This window comes from Pedobacter roseus (genome assembly GCF_014395225.1).
Classification (GTDB): domain Bacteria; phylum Bacteroidota; class Bacteroidia; order Sphingobacteriales; family Sphingobacteriaceae; genus Pedobacter; species Pedobacter roseus.
In genome coordinates this window covers 2,585,823-2,603,650 of record NZ_CP060723.1, presented here as the reverse complement: position 1 = coordinate 2,603,650, position 17,828 = coordinate 2,585,823, and the positions used below count along the sequence as shown (strand labels likewise).

The following is a 17,828-nucleotide window of genomic DNA, read 5'->3' as shown; positions in this document are numbered from 1 at the left end:
AACAAATATTTAACTATGAACAACGCAGGTCAGAAAATATTAATTGTTGATGATGAACCAGATATTCTGGAACTTATTGAATATAACCTAAAAAAAGAAGGTTATCAGGTTTTCACAGCTACCAATGGCCAGGAAGGAATTACTGTTGCGAAAAAGGTTCATCCGGATTTAATTATCCTGGACATTATGATGCCTAAAATGGATGGGATAGAGGCTTGCCGTTTAATGCGTGCAATTCCTGAATTTAAGAATACCTTTATGGTTTTCTTAACCGCCAGAAGTGAAGAATATTCTGAAATAGCAGGTTTTAACGTTGGTGCCGATGATTATATCGCAAAACCAATTAAGCCGCGTGCTTTGGTTAGCCGCATTAATGCTATATTAAGAAGAAATACAGGGACAGAAGAAGTATCTGAAAACAAGTTGGAAATCGGTGATTTAGTTATCGATCGCGAAGCTTACCTGGTTTTTCAAGGTGGAAACAAAGTGGTGTTGGCCAAAAAAGAATTTGAACTTTTATACCTATTGGCTTCAAAACCAGGAAAAGTTTATACCAGGGAGTCGATCCTTAAAAATATCTGGGAAGACTCGGTAGTGGTAACCAATAGAACCATTGATGTGCATATTCGCAAACTAAGAGAAAAATTAGGCGAAACTTATGTATCAACTGTAAAAGGGGTAGGTTATAAGTTTGAGTTGTCTTAATTTTTTTTTTACCACAGATAGACACAGATTAACACAGATTAACACAGATTTTTTTTCTGGTGCTTAATCTGTGTTTTTTTATGCATTGTAATTTCGCGTCATTCCCAACTTGATTGGGAATCGTAATGCAATAGGCTTTAAGATTCCCACCTGCGTGGGAATGACGAATCGCCCAAAGCCGTTATCTAAACTTCTTTTTTTATTAAACTGACTACTCAAGAAGAAGATTATCAAGTTAAAGTTGTGGTTAATTTCTGAACCAATAAAAAATAAAATCGTACTTTTGCGCTTCATTAATTACAGCACAGTTTGAAATTTCCAAATTTTAAAGACCTTATTCTTTTCGAAGACAACGATTTTATTGTGATCAATAAACCTCCATTTCTGGCCTCGCTTGACGAGCGTGGTGGATCAGGAGAAACCAATGTATTGCGCTTAGCTAAACAATACAGTGATGATGCACAGGTTTGTCACCGTTTGGATAAAGAAACTTCTGGCGCTTTAATTATCGCTAAAAATCCTGAAGGTTACCGCCATGCTTCGATGCAGTTCGAAAGAAGAAAGGTGAGTAAGACCTACCACGCTGTAGTAGACGGACATGTTATTTTTGATGATTTAACTGTTGATCTACCCATTTTAAACGATGGCAATAAAAATGTAACCATTGATAGGGCTGAAGGTAAACGGGCAGAAACGATATTTAACTCTTTAAAATACTATAAACACTATACTTTGGTGGAGTGTAAGCCGATTACCGGTAGAATGCACCAGATCCGTATTCACCTGGCTACACAAAGGGCGGCTATTGTGGGCGATGATATGTATAAAGGTAAACCGGTTTTTCTTTCCTCGATTAAAAGAGGTTATAAATTAACCAAGGGTGAAGAGGAGCAACCAATAATGAAACGTTTTGCTTTACATGCCCGCCATTTGGTTTTTAAAGGACTCAACGATCAGGATATTGTGATCGATGCGCCATACCCAAAGGATTTTGCAACATTAATTAAATTATTGGACAAATTTGATGCATAAAAGAAGCCTTTAAATTGGCTTCTCCCTTTGTTTTTGTTACTTTTGGGCATCGCCCTCTATTTAAAAAACAATAGAATGTACATCAGATTTGTAAATTACCTTGATAAGATTAACCAGTACCGAAAATCTAAAATATCAAACCGTAATTTCTTAGTTATCCTTGCTGTAATTGTCGGGGTTTTAGCCGGATTGGCTGCCGCTGCTTTAAAAAGTTTAACCCATCACATCGAAGAATTTCTTCAGTCTGATTGGCATTGGAAATATAAATACTACCTGTATTTCATTTTTCCAATGATTGGTATCTTTTTAACTGTTTTGTACATTAAATACTTTATCCGTAAAACTAAGTTCGAAACTGGTTTAACACCGCTACTTTATGCCATTTCAAAAAAATCGAGTAAGGTAGAAGCTCATAACATTTATTCGCAGATTATAACCGCAGCGGTTACCGTTGGTTTTGGTGGCTCGACAGGTTTAGAGGCACCAATTGTAACCAGTGGCTCAGCTATTGGCTCCAATCTTGGCCGTGTATTGGGCTTATCATACCGCGAAATTACCATGTTGGTAGCCTGTGGTGCAGCAGCCGGTATTGCGGGGGCTTTTAATAGCCCGGTAGCGGGGATTGTTTTTGCCATCGAAATTCTATTGCCTGAATTTACCATTCCAGCATTTATTCCGCTTCTGTTATCAGCGGCAACGGCAGCAGTAGTGGCAAGGTTATTTTATACCCAACAGCTTTTCTTTTTGGTTACTGAAGGGTGGAAGGTTAATGCCCTATTTTACTATGTTATTCTAGCCTGTTTTATTGGTTTATTCTCTATCTATTTTACCAAAGCCAATTATGCAGTAAAAGGATTGTTCTATAAAATTAAACATCCTTACACCAAAGTAATTGTAGGCGGTTTAATGCTTGGTGCATTGGTTTTTCTATTTCCTACATTGTATGGCGAAGGGTATATCACGATAAAAGGCTTGCTTAAAGGTGATTATCATACGGTGATCAATAATAGTATTTTTGCCGATTATAGCTCAATTTCTGCCGTAGTTGTGCTGTTTACGGTAGTTACCATTTTTATGAAATCCATTGCTACCCTGGTTACTTTAGGTGCCGGTGGTAATGGAGGTACATTTGCGCCCAGTTTAATTATGGGTGGCTTAATCGGGTTTATCTTTGCTTATGTGGTGAACCTTTCGGGTATAGCACAATTAAACGTTTCTAATTTTATTGTAGCTGGTATGGCTGCTGCTTTAGGTTCCATTATGCATGCCCCTTTAACGGGTATTTTTCTGATTGCCGAAATTACCGGAGGATATATTTTAATGGTGCCATTGATGATTACCACTGCAATTTCTTATGCTATTAACCGCAGTTCACAAAAACATTCCATTTATACCAAAGCACTTGCCGATAAAGGAGAATTACTATCGCACGAGGATAAGGATACAACGGTTTTAAACCAGATGAAACTGAAATACCTGATCGAGAAAAGTTATCCTCAGTTACAGATGAATGACCTGATTTCGGTTAAGATGAATGAAATTTTGCAATCGCATAAAAATATCTGTGCGGTTACAGACGAATTAGGTGATTTTAAAGGTATTATTTATATCGAAGAGTTATTTAATGAGATGATCAACCATCCTGATAAAGGAAATTTAATGGCTTCTCATTTGGTTCAGCCTGCACCGAATACGATTACAGAAAGTGATGAGCTTAAAATGGTATTGGAGAAAATGGAACAGGATAATGTATGGATTTTACCAGTGCTTACCGCACAGAACCAATATTTAGGTTTTGTTTCAAAAACGGCAATCTTTAATAAATACAGGGCATTGCTGATGAGGCAGAATGATTATATGGGATAAGAAGGGTTAGAATGTTCAATGTTGTAAAGTTGAAATGTGCTGTTATAACGTTTAATCAAGCTCGGAAACCCTTGCAACCTTCAAACTTTAAAACATTTCAACTAAAAGGTTGGAATATTGTCCGGAGAACCTTCAAACATTCCAACCCTCAAACTTTTCAACTTATTCAGCTCTCTTTAAGCCGAATTTCTCTATTTTACTGTATAAGTGACTTCTTTGAATATCAATCTCATCAGCAGTTTTTGATACGTTCCAATTGTTTTTTTCCAGTTTAAATTTGATAAATTCACGCTCTGCGTGGTCTTTATAATCCTGGAAATTGTTAAATGAATCGAAAGATGAGGTTAATGCCGAACCGCCTGCTCCGGCAATCTGTGCACTGGTTGCCGCACCTATATTTGTTCCGCCACCTGGGTTAGCAAATGCACGAACATCATTTTCCGTAATTACCCTGTCGCTTAGAATGATCAATCGCTCAATCATATTGTGCAGCTCACGTACGTTACCAGTCCATGGTAAAGCCTGTAATGCAGCCATTCCGCCATCATTTATTTTCTTAACCGGCATTCCATAATCGCTGCAGATACTCTCTAAAAAGTTTTGTGCAATTACAGGAATATCATCCGTACGTTCTGTTAAATGTGGAACATGGATATTAATTACATTTAATCGGTGGTATAAGTCCATACGGAAATTACCATCTTCAATTTCCTTTAATAAATCTTTATTCGTCGCCGCTAAAACACGCACATTTACTTCAATTTCCTTTTCACCACCAACACGCGAAATTTTATGTTCCTGTAAGGCACGAAGAACTTTTGCCTGGGCTGATAAACTCATGTCGCCAATCTCATCCAGAAATAAAGTGCCGCCATTGGCGAGTTCAAACTTACCAATACGCTGTTTAACAGCCGAGGTAAATGAACCTTTTTCGTGACCAAACAGCTCACTTTCAATCAGTTCAGATGGAATTGCAGCACAGTTTACTTCAATTAAGGGACTATCTGCACGGTTTGATTTTTCGTGTAACCAACGGGCTACCAGTTCTTTACCGCTACCATTTGCGCCGGTAATCAGTACACGGGCTTCAGTAGGGGCAACACGCTCGATGGTTTCCTTGATTTTGGAAATACTTTCCGATTCGCCTAAAATTTCACGGGTTTTGCTTGCTTTACGCTTTAAAACCTTGGTTTCGGTAACTAAGGTTCCACGGTCTAAACCATTTCGAACGGTAATCAGTAAACGGTTTAAATCAGGTGGTTTCGAGATGAAATCGAAAGCTCCTTTTTTACTGGCTTCGATGGCCGTTTCAACGGTTCCATGTCCGGATATCATAATAAAAGGCAGATCTGGCTTGATAAGTTGTGCCTGTTCGAGCACTTCCATACCGTCCATCTTATTCATCTTGATATCACAAAGAACCAGATCGAAATTTCCTTTTTTGATCATTTCGAGTCCGTCGATACCGTTATCGGTATCTTCCACATCGTAATTTTCGTATTCCAGAATTTCGCGCAAAGTACTCCTTATCGCACGCTCATCGTCAATTATTAATAGTTTAGCCATTAGAGATGTATTCTTCTATTTGAAATGCGAATATATTATTTTTTAATTAATGTATAGTTTTTTATACAATTTATAGGCTATAAACCATCAATTAAGCGAAAGGTTTTAGTGATTGTAATCCATTTTGAATTTACTCAGATCTGGTTTATGCTTTTTGGTTCTTTTTAATTCAAGATTGTAAATGCTTTGACCAAGATTTTTCATAAAAGGGAAGCAAACCGTATCATATTCGTATTTATTATCATTGAAAATTCCATCTTCGTTACTTTGAATAACGGCAGTCAGAAAATATTCAACTCCATTTTTAAAATCAACGAAATAAGAATTGTCGATAATGAAACCGTAACTGTCGCCATATTTATTAAAAATCCTGATGTTTGGATCTGGCGTTACCAGTTCGCGTCCGTAATAAAGCATTTTTGCATAGGTAGGCCAAAATTCTTTCGGATCATATTTTGGAAAATTACTTTCCGTTGGGTATTTGCTCATGTAGGTGTAAATCAGCTTATAATCTTCTGCAGTCAGGCTAAACCGTTCATCAGCTGAAAAAGCTTCCGGAAAGATTAGTTTCTGCATCAGTTTTTGCTGATCGTTGATGGCAAAGGCATTTTTTCCTGCCAAACTAAATGGCCTATTCACCAGTTTATCGGCACTGTCTAAATAGCCTTTACCCATTATCAGGTTGGTTAATTGCAGTTCATAATCTTTTGGATCATATTGTGCCGGTTGATTATACACCAGTTGGTCTCCGTTATAAAATTTATTTGGATTGGTATGTTTGGCTGATTCGCCTGCATCGCCAATAGCCAAACGGTTCAAAATCCGGCTATCGTTTAGGCCGTTTGCTTTTAATTTTTCGTTAATTTCGGCACGGCCAATAAATTCAAATAAACGGTTAAAGGCATCATTATCGCTGGTAAGCAAAATTTTTTTAACATAATGCTCAATAGAAGGTAAACCATTTTTAGCACTGGTATCTTTTAAAACTTTGGTTTGCCCTTTATACGCACTATCCGTAATCATAGTGCTTTTAGCGGTTAAACCAGTATTTTTTAACTTATTTACTTTCTCGAGGGCAAAAATTACGGCCGCAAGTTTAACCGTACTGGCAGGATAAAAATAATGATGCGGATTTAAATGGTAGCTAAAAGTTTTAAATGTGGGTTTATTCTTCGCGTCACGCTTTATTTGGGTATAGAGAATCTGTATTTGATTATGTTCTGGGTGATTGAGCACAGCCGAAAAAAGTTCGGGTTTACTCTCCATCAATTTCTTTAGGAAAACGGTATCGGTTTTTTGTGCCATAACAGATAAGCTGATCAAAGAAAATGCAATAATTAAAATCCTTTTCATGGGGGGAAATTTGAATCCTAATTTAGCTTTTTCTGTTAAAAAGAGCGGTTTCCATCATCCATTTTACATGTTGTTTAATTTTGCTACCTTTGCAGCGCTTTTGGTTTCCGGCTTTACACCCGGAATTAAAAGGGAATACAGTGTAAATCTGTAACTGTCCCGCAGCTGTAAGCTCCTTAACGGATTTCCAATCAATCTGCCACTGTTCCGACTTGTCGGGATGGGAAGGCCGGAAACCCGGGAGTAAGTCAGAAGACCTGCCTTAGCATTATATTTCATAGCTTTCGGGGATTGAAGCTAAGGGGTGATGTACTTACGTAACCGTATTTCATTTCTTTTCCATCTGTTGGCTGTGGGTTAAACTCACAATCAAAATGACACAAAAACATTCTGCCTATGCGGGCACAATGCGGTTTTTTCTATTTTCTTCCATTTTGTGGACAGGATTTTTATTGCCTTTAAATACCTATGCGCAAACTGACAGTACCAAAAAAGCAACGCAGCTGAAAGAGGTTCAGATCAGGGAGTACCGTTTAACCGAGCAAAGCAAATCACCAACACCGCTTCAGATCTTATCTGGCGAAGATCTGAAAAGAATCAATAGTTTATCAGTGGCTGATGCCATCCGTTACTTTTCGGGTGTACAATTGAAAGATTACGGTGGGATAGGTGGTTTAAAAACCGTAAATGTTCGAAGCCTGGGCACCAACCATACCTCAGTTTTTTTAGACGGCATCCAGATTGGCAATGCACAGAACGGGCAGGTAGATTTAGGGAAATTCTCGCTTAGCAATCTCCAGGAAATTGCTTTATATAGCGGGCAAAAGCCAGAATTACTTATTCCGGCTAAGGGTTATGCTTCGGCAAGCAGCATTTATTTAAAAACCAAAGAACCTGATTTAGAAGGAAACCAGCAACAGCAATTTGAGCTGGGTTTAAAAAGCGGATCGTTTGGATTGATCAATCCTTCCTTAATTTATCGCTATAAAATTAACCAGAATTTAAATGCCAGTATCAGTACCGAATATATACATGCCGATGGGAAATATAAATTCAGGTATACCAATGGTGTTTTTGATACCACTGCGGTAAGAAATAATGGCGATGTAGAACGTTTTCGCTTACAGGCTGCATTGTTTGGCAAATTTAAAAATGGAAAATGGCACGCTCAAGCTTATTCTTTTTTATCAGACAGGGGATTACCAGGTGCAATTGTGGCCAACAGGTTCGATTTTACGCAAAGAATATGGGACCGCGATTTCTTTATCCAGGGGAGTGTAGAGAAAAACCTATCCGATAAATTCAGCATTCTCGTAAATGGAAAATACGCTTATGTTTATCAGCGTTATTTAGACCCCGATTATGTAACCACCACAGGCTTTTTAGATAACCGCTTTAAAGAGCAGGAAGCATACTTATCTGTTTCTGGAAAATATAAAATCAATTCGGTTTGGGAAGTGGCTTATGCATCTGATTATACCTATCAAACATTGGATGCCAATATTTATCGTTTTCCTTACCCAGGCAGGAATACCTTTTTAAATGTGATAAGTTCATCGCTAACACTAGAACAGCTCACCATCCAGGCAAATCTATTGAGCACCACTGTAATGGATCAGGTAAAATTATATTCTTCAGCGGGTAACAAGCAGGTTTTTAGTCCAACGGTAATGCTGTCGTGGAAGTTGTTAAAGGATCGGGACATCAGGATCAGGGCATTTTATAAAGACATTTTCAGGATGCCTACTTTTAATGATCTGTATTATACTTTTATTGGTAATACACTTTTAAACCCTGAGTACACTAAACAATATGATGTTGGTATAACTTATTTCAAAAACTTTAAAAACCATAAATTAAAGTTTATCGATATCCAATCTGATGTTTATTACAATCGGGTAAAAGATAAAATTGTGGCACAACCGGGGGCAAACCTGTACCGCTGGATTATGTACAATATCGGTTTGGTCGATATTCATGGTTTAGAAATTAATACCAAAACCGCATTTGAGCCTTTTGCTGATCTACTGGTTAATATTGGACTGAATTACACCTATCAAAAGGCAGTCGATGTAATTTCAAAACTGGAAGAAACTTATCAGGATCAGATTCCTTATATCCCCGAAAACAGTGGTTCATTTTTAGCACGCCTGGATTACCAAAACTGGCATGCAAACTATGGTTTTATTTACACAGGTTTCCGATATAATCAAAGGGCAAACAACATTTATAATTACATGGAGCCCTGGTATACCCATGATGCAGCCATTGGTTATGAGTTTAAACTAAAAAAAGGAAGTATCAATATCAATGGTGAAGTAAATAACCTGCTTAACCAATACTACGACCTTATTCCAAATTTCCCTATGCCGGGTAGAAATTACAGGCTAACCCTAAATTATAAGCTATGAGGCCTTTAAAATCTACGATATACATATTGCTACTGCTGATTATTGGCGCCTGTAGAAAAGATCCCCAGCCTTTGCCTTCAGAAATTAGCAGGGTAGAACCAGAGCCAACTTCTGCTATTAAAGGTTTTTACCTGGTTAATGAAGGCAATATGAATATGAACAAGGCCTCTTTAGATTATATGGACCTTGTAAATGGCATTTATACCCGCAACTTGTACAATCAGGTAAACCCAGAGGTAACCAAAGGTTTGGGCGATGTGGGAAATGATATTGGACGTTATGGAAACAAGCTTTATGTAGTGGTTAACGTATCGAATAAAGTTGAGGTGTTGAATGTGAAAACCGGAAAGAAAATCGGACAAATCAATATCACCAATTGCCGTTACATCACTTTCAGTAATGGCAAAGCTTATGTAAGTGCTTATTTAGGTAAAGTTGGCGATCCAAAGGCACCGAATGGTATTGTGGCAGAGATAGACACGGCGGCGCTCATCATAAACCGTACTGTTGAGGTAGGCAGACAGCCGGAAGAAATGGCCATTATCGGCACTAAATTATATGTAGCCAATTCTGGTGGTTATAGTCCGCCGGATTATGAGCATACCGTATCAGTAATCGATCTACCCAGTCTTAAAGAAATTAAACGCATTGAGGTTGCCATTAACCTGCATCGCATTAAAGCTGATCGTTATGGCGATTTGTACGTGACCTCACGTGGTGATTATTATACCATCACTTCAAAGCTTTTTGTAATTGATACGCAAACCGATCAGATTAAAAAAGTATTCAATATTGCCGCTGGTAATCTGGTTATTGATGATGATTACGCCTATATCTATAGCACAGAATGGAACTACATAGAGGGTAAAAATAAAATTAGCTATAACATGATCAACGTAAAGGACGAAACGATAATGGAGCGCAAATTCATTACAGACGGTACTGACAAGGACATTAAAATCCCTTACGGAATTGCCGTTAACCCTACCAGTAAAGATGTATACGTAACCGATGCTAAAGATTATGTTACACCCGGAAAATTACACTGTTACAGTCCGGAAGGCCGCTTGAAATGGTCGGTTACCACTGGCGATATACCAGCCCACATTGCATTTATAAACTAAATATATACCATGAGAAATTTTTACACCAAAACAGGTTTAATCCTTATTACTACAGCGGTTATACTGCTTGCTTCATGCAAGAAGGAAGATGTTGAAGAACCTGAGAAACCGAAAACATCAGCAGTAAAAGTTCCTGTAATCTCTGAAACCAAAGGCATTTATATGCTTTGCGAAGGATTGATGGGGAATAATAACAGTGCCATTTCTTATTATGATGTAGCAACCAAAACTGCAGTTGCCGATTATTACAAACAGGTAAATGGTGTATCATTAGGAGAAACTGCAAACGATTTAGAGCAATATGGAAGCAAAATGTATTGCGTCGTAGCAGGTATTCAGGGTACAAAACAATCGTTTTTGGATATTATTGATATCAAATCCTGTAAATCACTAAAAAGGATTCCATTTAATTCTGCAACGGATGGTTATGTCCCAAGGTTTGTAGCTTTTTATAAAGACAAAGCTTACGTTTCGAGATATGATGGAAAAGTGAGCCGTATCGATACTGCATCAATGGCTATTGATGGTGAAATTACCCTATCTGAAGGACTTGAACAACTGGCAGTAGCTAACGGCAAGTTATATGTATGCAATTCGTCACATCCTTATTACCAGAACGGAGCAAAAAACAAGGTATCAGTAATCGATTTAGCAACCTTTACCAAAACAAAAGATATTGCCGTAAACAATAATCCCGTAAGGATACAAGCGGCTGATAATGGTGATTTGTTCGTGGTATGCTGGAATGATTATATCATTAATAACAATCCATCACTGGATAGGATCAGCAGCGCTACGGATACCAAAATTGCATCCTACAGCTATGATCTGGGTGCTATTGCCATCAATGGATCAACAGCTTATCTATCTAAAGATATTTACAGTAGCCCCGATATTAAAGCCCTTAATACCACTAGTGGCGCCTTAGGTGCAAGTTTGATTACTGATGGGCAGGTTATCAATACCATTTACGGAATCACCATTAATCCATTCAGCAAAGAGGTAGTGGTTGCCGATGCCAATAACTATAATAACAGCGAAGGCCTTACATATTGCTTTGGAACAGATGGAAAAGTAAAGTTCAGCTTTAAAACGTCGGGGCTGCCGCAACATGCCGTATTCAATTACAATTATAAATACGAATAATAAAAAGCATCCAAAAAATATATAATCAATAACACATGAAAAAAACTTATCTAATAGTAATGCTCGGTATTGCAACCCTGATTTACAGTTGTAAAAAAGACACTGAAGTTGCACCAGATGTTAACCTCACCATCAAAGTAGAAACCATGACTTCAAAAGTAAATACCAAAATCGCTTTTGCTGCAGGAACTAACAATGGCATTGGATTTAATCACCAATGGAAGTTGGATGGTAAAGTGGTAAGCAGTGTCTATAATTACGATTTTACGCCAAGTAAAGCCGGCACTTATGTTATTGAGTATACCGCAAGTAACAACACCGGTTCGTTTGCTCACAAATACACAGTAACTGTTCCGGTTCCGGTTGTAGAAATTACACCCAATAGCACCAAATATATCACCGCTGTTTTCGAATATTTGCCAGCACCTGGCCAGTTTATTAATGAGAGTTTGGGCAGCCTGGTTGGTGCACAAAAAATTATAGGTGATGTAAGCAAAACCGGTCTCATCAGTTTAGGAGGCTTTGGTGGTTATATTATTTTTGGCTTCGATCATTCTGTAGTGAATAATACAGGCGCAGATCTGGCTATTTACGGTAATCCGATTGGTGGTACAACACCATGGGCTGAGCCGGGAATTGTAATGGTAAGTCAGGATGTTAATGGAAATGGAAAACCTGATGATGAATGGTATGAACTGGCTGGTAGCGAATACAACAATCCATTAACCATTAAAAATTATGAAATCACTTATACCAACCCAAAAGGTTTTGCCAATGTAAGCTGGACGGATAATCAGGGAAATAGCGGTACCTACGATGTAAACAATTTTCACAAGCATAATTTCTACCCTGAATTTGCGCCTGATCAGGAAAAATTAACATTAAAAGGAACCTTACTGACCTCTACATGGGGTAAAAACGGAAGTATTTTTATTAATAATGCTTTTCCATGGGGTTATACCGATAGTTGGTCGATAGATGATGATTATGCCACTAAAAGATATAATAGCTTCGATTTAGATTGGGCCCTTGATAAAAACGGAAAGAAAATAGCTTTAAATACCATTGATTTCGTGAAAGTATATACCGGACAAAGGGAAAAAGGGAATACACTTCTTGGAGAAATATCTACCGAAGTAAAAGGTGCTGTGGATTTAGGCATCAAATAGCTTTCTAGGAAAAAGATTATAATGAATTAACGCTCTTATCTAATTCAATTATCTTAATATGAAAACAAAACCTATAATAACCTTGGCAATATTGTCAGCTATGCTTTTTTCGTGTAAAAAAGAAAGTGCAGTTGAAAAAGATGGCGGAGGAGAAAAGCCCGTTGCTACACAATCTCCTTATTTAAACAAAATATACGAATTTAAACAGGCGCCAGGTCAGTTTACCAACGATCTTGTTAAAACCGATATATTAATTGGTAGTGCTGGTAATGGTCTGGTTTCACTTGGTGCCTATGGAGGTTTTATCGTATTCGGTTTCGATCATAGCGTTACCAATGCAGCCGGAGCCGATCTTGGCATTTACGGTAATCCGTTAATTGGTGTGGATATGGAGTTTTCCGAACCGGGAATTGTGTCTGTAATGCAGGATGTAAACAAAAATGGATTACCTGATGATATTTGGTATGAACTCGCCGGAAGTGAATACAATGCCTCAACTACCATCAAGAATTATAAAATTACCTATTACAAACCCGCAAAAATAACTGATGATATCCGCTGGACAGACAACCAGGGGAAAGAAGGATTGGTGTTGAGAAATCAATTCCATGCACAGGATTATTTTCCTTCATGGGCAACCGCTAATGAAATTTCTTTTACCGGAACTTTGCTTAAAAACACACTTACCTCTGGTGAGATCATCACCAATAAACCTTTTGCTTTTGGCTACTCCGATAATGGATCAAGTGATTACATCGCTTTGCAGGAGTCGTTGGGAAGAGGATATAACTCCTTCGACATTGATTGGGCAGTAAATGCCGCCGGTGAAAAAGTTAATCTCACTGCTATCGATTTTGTAAAGGTATACACTGCACAGAATAATAATGGGAATCCTTTTAGCCCTGATAATGATAATGAACGGTCGCGCTATTTGGGCGAAATCTCTACAGAATTTGGTGGCGCGGTTGATCTTAAACTTTTAAAAAAATAAATAACACAATATATTATAATGAAACAATTAAACTTTAAACAATTACTGATAGGGGCATTAGTTTTAACTACCGGATTATACGGTTGTAAAAAGGACAGTGTAGAAAACCTGCAGATAGATCCGGTTACAGGTAAATACGAAAATGGCTTTTTTGTAATTGGAGAGGGCTCTTATGGACAAAATGCTGGTACAGTGAGTTTTTACCGTTATGGTGAAGATACCCTTAATATCAGGGCTTATGAAAAGGAAAACCCGGGTAAGATATTGTCAAATGCGGCTAAAACGAGTACGTTGCAGTTTGCCTCAATAATTAACGGTAGCATATATCTCATGTCCAAAGTAAACGGCCCGATTGTGAAAATAAACGAATACAGCTTAAAAGAAGAGGCAAGATACGTACAGGAGGCCAGCAACTGGAGAAGTATGATACAGGTTGATGGAAACAGGGGATTGGTAAGTGCAAATGACGGCGTTTACCAGATTGATCTGAATACATTGGCCGTGCAAAATAAACTGACTTCAGTTGGTGCGGTGAATACCGGCGATATGTGGAAAAAAGGCGATTACGTTTACCTGTTACAGAGCAATGGTGCTAAAATTGTATACGCTAATAATTATTCACTGGTAAAAAGTTTCTCCAGCATTAACAGAGGTTTTGCTCAAACACCTAATGGAAAAATCTGGGCTTCTACGGGTAGCCGGTTAATTGCCATTGATAATAACTTAGATACAGCAGGTATAGCATTACCTGTATCAATAGGAACATTTGGATTGGATGCACCGACCCGCATTACCGCATCAGCAAAAGAAAATGCTATTTTCTATCATTCAGGAAAGGCAATTTATAAATATATTGATGGTGATAAAACGTCGTTATCACAGCCATTTATTAATATTACCGAAGATCCTTTTATGGTTTACGGAGCCATCCGCTACGATAAAAACAAAGATTATATCGTGGTAAACGGAATCCAAAATTATGGGGCAGCCGCTACTGTAAACTACTTATTGATTTACAATGCATCTACAGGTGCATTGGTAAAAAGAATTAAATATGGCGGCGATGGCGTTACTACCGATTTTACAAAGATATTTTTTAATGATTTAGCCATTTTCCATTAAAATATTATAATGCCTCAAATGTTAAAGGTCTGCAAAATCATCATTGCAGGCCTTTTTTATAAAGCTTGATTTTAATACTACAAACCCTCATTTATAAACCCGGTAGTAGCGGCAGCCTCCGGTTTTTCATCGGAGCTACAGCGGATAACGGGACTGTTGTTTCCGAAGCATCAATGACATTCATTTTCAGAAAAAAGCTATACTTATTCTTTGTGTCCAGCTAGAGCCTATTTTTTTTGCCACGGAGGCACTGAAAACACGGAAGATATATTGTGAATCATATCAAATGATACTCAAATAGTATATAGTTAGACGCGATTTAGCATAATAATAAGCTTTAAATATGCGCAAAGCTACCCCATGCTTTCCACTCTTTGCTCTATGCTTTTTTTACTACCTTTGCGCTGCTTTTGGTTTCCGGCCTTACAACCGGGATTAAAAGGGAATACAGTGAAAATCTGTAACTGTCCCGCAGCTGTAAGCTCTATAACGTTTTTCAATCTATAAGTCACTGCCCAATTCACTACTGAGCGGGAAGACAGAAAACCGGGAGTAAGTCAGAAGACCTGCCTTTAGCGTTTAATTTCATAGCTTTCGGGGATTGAAGCTAGGATTGAGATATTAACGTTGTTCGTATTTTCATTTCCTTTTCTAATCTGTTGGCTGTGGGCAAAACTCACAATCAAATGAACAAAAAAAGTATGCTAACTGTAGCAGGGCTGGGGCTCGCGCAGTTAATGATTGGCCAGGTGGCTAATGCTCAAACTCAAGACAGTTTGCAGCTCAAAGATGTTGTAATTTCTGCAACTAAAAATGATCAGAAGCAATCGCAAACCGGTAAAGTGGTTACCATCATCAGTCGCGAAGTATTGGATCGCAGTAACGGTAAATCATTGCCTGAACTTATTAGCGAGCAGGCAGGGATTATTGTAGCAGGTTCAAGCAGCAATCCGGGATTAAACAAATCGGTATTTTTTAGAGGAGCAGGAAGTGCTTATGCCGTGGTTTTAATTGATGGTATTGTGCAAAACGATCCATCAGGAAACGGAGGTGCATTCGATTTAAGATTGATTTCTATCGATCAGATTGATCACATCGAAATTTTAAGGGGTGGTCAGTCTACCATTTATGGTTCTGATGCCGTTGCTGGGGTAATCAACATCATCACTAAAAAAGGTGGCCCAAAAGGAAATACCATATATGGTGTTGCCAGTGCAGGCAGTTACGAAACCTACAAAGGAACCATTGGTTTGAACGGCGGTGTTGAAGGTTTTTCGTATAACATTAACTATACCCATGCCAAAACAGACGGCATTTCTGAAGCGGCTACACCAGTGGGAAGTACAGCTACATTTGATAAAGACGGATTTAAAACCGATGCCTTAAATGCAAATTTCGGGATCAAACTGGACAATCACTTCTCTGTAAATCCATTTGTACGTTATTATTATGGCAATTACAAGTTTGATGGAGGCGCTTTTACCGATGCAAACAATTATTCGATTCTGAAAAACTTTGCTGCAGGTACCAATGCCAAATATGAATTTGCAACTGGTAAAGTAACCTTGAATTATAGTTTTGAAAGTACAAGAAATGATGCGCACAGCCAATATCCTAGTGTTAACGAAGGCAGGGTATCATTATTGGATTTATTCTACAACCAAAAACTAGGTAATAAATTAGATTTATTGGTGGGTATCGATAACCGTGTAATGAAATTATCATCAGCAACCAATAAACCTGAAACCAACATTTTTGCCGCTTACGGATCATTATTTTTACACGATTTAAGTGTATTTAACCTTGAAGTTGGCGGACGTTACAATAAACACGAACAATATGGCGAAAACTATACTTATTCTATTACCCCAAGCATCAACATCATTAAAGAGATAAAATTATTCGGAACGGTTTCAACCGCATTTAAAGTTCCTACCTTAAACATGCTTTTTGGTCAGTTTGGTGCTAATTTGGATTTAAAGCCTGAAAAATCGCAGAATTACGAAGCTGGTGTTAATTTTAGCTTTGCTGATGACAAATTTAGCTTGCGTTTAGCAGGTTACAAACGCGATTTAACCGATGCAATCATTTATGCTTACCCTAATGGATACATTAACCAGGTAAGTCAGAAAACCAAAGGTTTCGAAGTTGAACCAGCGATTAAATTCGGCGTGTTTAACATCAATGGTTATTATGCTTATGTAGAAGGAAATGAGTTCAACTTTGTTGATAATGCTGTTGCTGACTATCTTTTCCGCAGACCAAAACATACATTTGGGATTACTGCGGGCGCACAGGCTACAAGCAATTTATATGTAAGCGCCAACTATCGTTATTTCGGCAAACGTACCGATGGTAATTTTACCACCTATACAGTAGATAATTTACCTGCTTATAAATTATTAAATGCTTACGCAGAATATGCTCTGGCTAAAAAACGTGTAAAACTGTTCTTCGATGCCAAAAACATCCTGAACGAAAAATACAACGAGATTATTGGTTACAACAGCTTAGGTTTCAACTTTAATACTGGAGTAATTTTTAATATACACTAATAAAATTTAACTTTGCAGTATACACATTAACCAAAATAAAATGTCTCATTTAAAATTTAATCCACGCACTTTAATTTTGTTGCTGATGATTCTGGCCATAACGGCTTTCCGTTTGCTGGTAACATTCAACTCTGATGAATTAAAGTTTGCCAATTTCTCATCCATAGGAGCAGTAGCTTTATTTGGAGGAGCATATTTTAAAGATCATCTTAAAGCTTTTGCCTTTCCAATATTAAGCTTGTTATTAAGCGATTTCATTTTATCAATCACTATCTTCAGTAAATATAGCAGTGGTTTTCTTTACGAAGGTTGGTACTGGACTTACATAGCCTTCGCTTTAATGGTATTGGTAGGTAGGGTAATGCTTAAAAAAGTGAACGTGGTAAATTTATTGGCTTCAACCCTTGTGATTGTGTTAATCCACTGGATTGTGAGCGACATCGGTGTTTGGTTTAAAAATCCAGCCTATACACAAGATTTAGCAGGTTTTTGGGCATGTTTGGTTAAAGCAATTCCATTCGAGATCAGGTTCCTGGAAGGAACAGTGATCTATGGCGCATTGCTTTTCGGTGCTTTCGAAATCTTAAAAGCAAAATACCCGGTATTAAAATTGCAAACGCAAAAATTATAATTACCTGGTTGGTAGTTCACCAACCAAACGAAAATAAACATAGAAATCCTCTTTTGATTTAATTCAGAAGGGGATTTTTTTACTGTGAGTTTTTCGTCATGTTGTATCGATTTATTCTATAGAAATAGTTTCGGCATCATGTTAAATCTCCTTAAAA

At 37.7% G+C, this 17,828-nt stretch carries 13 protein-coding genes and 2 riboswitches; of the genes, 11 read left to right on the top strand and 2 right to left on the bottom strand.

Features of this window, described 5'->3' with window-relative positions; translation table 11 throughout:
• The first annotated feature begins 15 nt into the window (after positions 1-15).
• The 3 genes from H9L23_RS10870 to H9L23_RS10860 all read left to right on the top strand — a co-directional run bounded on the left by H9L23_RS10870 (position 16) and on the right by H9L23_RS10860 (position 3,603).
• Positions 16-705, top strand: coding sequence for a response regulator transcription factor (locus H9L23_RS10870; protein WP_029274338.1), 690 nt, complete (start codon positions 16-18; stop codon positions 703-705).
• Positions 706-1,014: 309 nt separating this feature from the next.
• Positions 1,015-1,737, top strand: a complete 723-nt coding sequence (locus H9L23_RS10865; RefSeq protein ID WP_187594976.1) for an RluA family pseudouridine synthase — start codon at positions 1,015-1,017, stop codon at positions 1,735-1,737.
• A gap of 75 nt (positions 1,738-1,812) precedes the next feature.
• Positions 1,813-3,603: a chloride channel protein gene (locus tag H9L23_RS10860; RefSeq protein ID WP_187594975.1), complete on the top strand. Its 1,791-nt coding sequence runs from the start codon at positions 1,813-1,815 to the stop codon at positions 3,601-3,603.
• A 162-nt stretch (positions 3,604-3,765) separates the two neighbouring features.
• Here H9L23_RS10860 and H9L23_RS10855 read toward each other — a convergent pair whose 3' ends face one another.
• Both H9L23_RS10855 and H9L23_RS10850 read right to left on the bottom strand, forming a co-directional pair.
• Positions 3,766-5,169, bottom strand: a complete 1,404-nt coding sequence (locus tag H9L23_RS10855; RefSeq protein ID WP_187594974.1) for a sigma-54-dependent transcriptional regulator — start codon at positions 5,167-5,169, stop codon at positions 3,766-3,768.
• 105 nt (positions 5,170-5,274) lie between these two features.
• Positions 5,275-6,522, bottom strand: coding sequence for a serine hydrolase (locus tag H9L23_RS10850; protein ID WP_187594973.1), 1,248 nt, complete (start codon positions 6,520-6,522; stop codon positions 5,275-5,277).
• Positions 6,523-6,605: 83 nt separating this feature from the next.
• Positions 6,606-6,801, top strand: a riboswitch (cobalamin riboswitch).
• A gap of 95 nt (positions 6,802-6,896) precedes the next feature.
• On the opposite strand from H9L23_RS10850, the gene H9L23_RS10845 reads away from it, so the two are divergent.
• The 8 genes from H9L23_RS10845 to H9L23_RS10810 all read left to right on the top strand — a co-directional run bounded on the left by H9L23_RS10845 (position 6,897) and on the right by H9L23_RS10810 (position 17,671).
• Positions 6,897-8,933: a TonB-dependent receptor gene (locus H9L23_RS10845; RefSeq protein ID WP_187594972.1), complete on the top strand. Its 2,037-nt coding sequence runs from the start codon at positions 6,897-6,899 to the stop codon at positions 8,931-8,933.
• On the top strand, positions 8,930-10,057 hold the full coding sequence (locus H9L23_RS10840; RefSeq protein ID WP_187594971.1) for a YncE family protein: 1,128 nt from the start codon (positions 8,930-8,932) through the stop codon (positions 10,055-10,057). The genes H9L23_RS10845 and H9L23_RS10840 overlap by 4 nt, the downstream gene beginning before the upstream one ends.
• A gap of 9 nt (positions 10,058-10,066) precedes the next feature.
• Complete coding sequence (locus tag H9L23_RS10835; RefSeq protein WP_187594970.1) at positions 10,067-11,203, top strand: YncE family protein; 1,137 nt, start codon at positions 10,067-10,069, stop codon at positions 11,201-11,203.
• Positions 11,204-11,238: 35 nt separating this feature from the next.
• A complete protein-coding gene (locus H9L23_RS10830; protein WP_187594969.1) occupies positions 11,239-12,372 on the top strand; it encodes a PKD domain-containing protein in 1,134 nt (377 codons plus the stop codon).
• Between the two features lie 58 nt (positions 12,373-12,430).
• On the top strand, positions 12,431-13,363 hold the full coding sequence (locus tag H9L23_RS10825; RefSeq protein ID WP_187594968.1) for a PKD domain-containing protein: 933 nt from the start codon (positions 12,431-12,433) through the stop codon (positions 13,361-13,363).
• A gap of 18 nt (positions 13,364-13,381) precedes the next feature.
• Complete coding sequence (locus tag H9L23_RS10820) at positions 13,382-14,485, top strand: DUF5074 domain-containing protein (RefSeq protein ID WP_187594967.1); 1,104 nt, start codon at positions 13,382-13,384, stop codon at positions 14,483-14,485.
• Positions 14,486-14,879: 394 nt separating this feature from the next.
• Positions 14,880-15,073, top strand: a riboswitch (cobalamin riboswitch).
• 98 nt (positions 15,074-15,171) lie between these two features.
• Positions 15,172-17,040 carry a TonB-dependent receptor plug domain-containing protein gene (locus H9L23_RS10815; protein ID WP_187594966.1) on the top strand — a complete coding sequence of 623 codons (1,869 nt, stop codon included), beginning with the start codon at positions 15,172-15,174 and terminating at the stop codon, positions 17,038-17,040.
• A 40-nt stretch (positions 17,041-17,080) separates the two neighbouring features.
• Positions 17,081-17,671, top strand: coding sequence for a DUF6580 family putative transport protein (locus H9L23_RS10810; protein ID WP_187594965.1), 591 nt, complete (start codon positions 17,081-17,083; stop codon positions 17,669-17,671).
• The last annotated feature ends 157 nt before the right edge of the window (positions 17,672-17,828 follow it).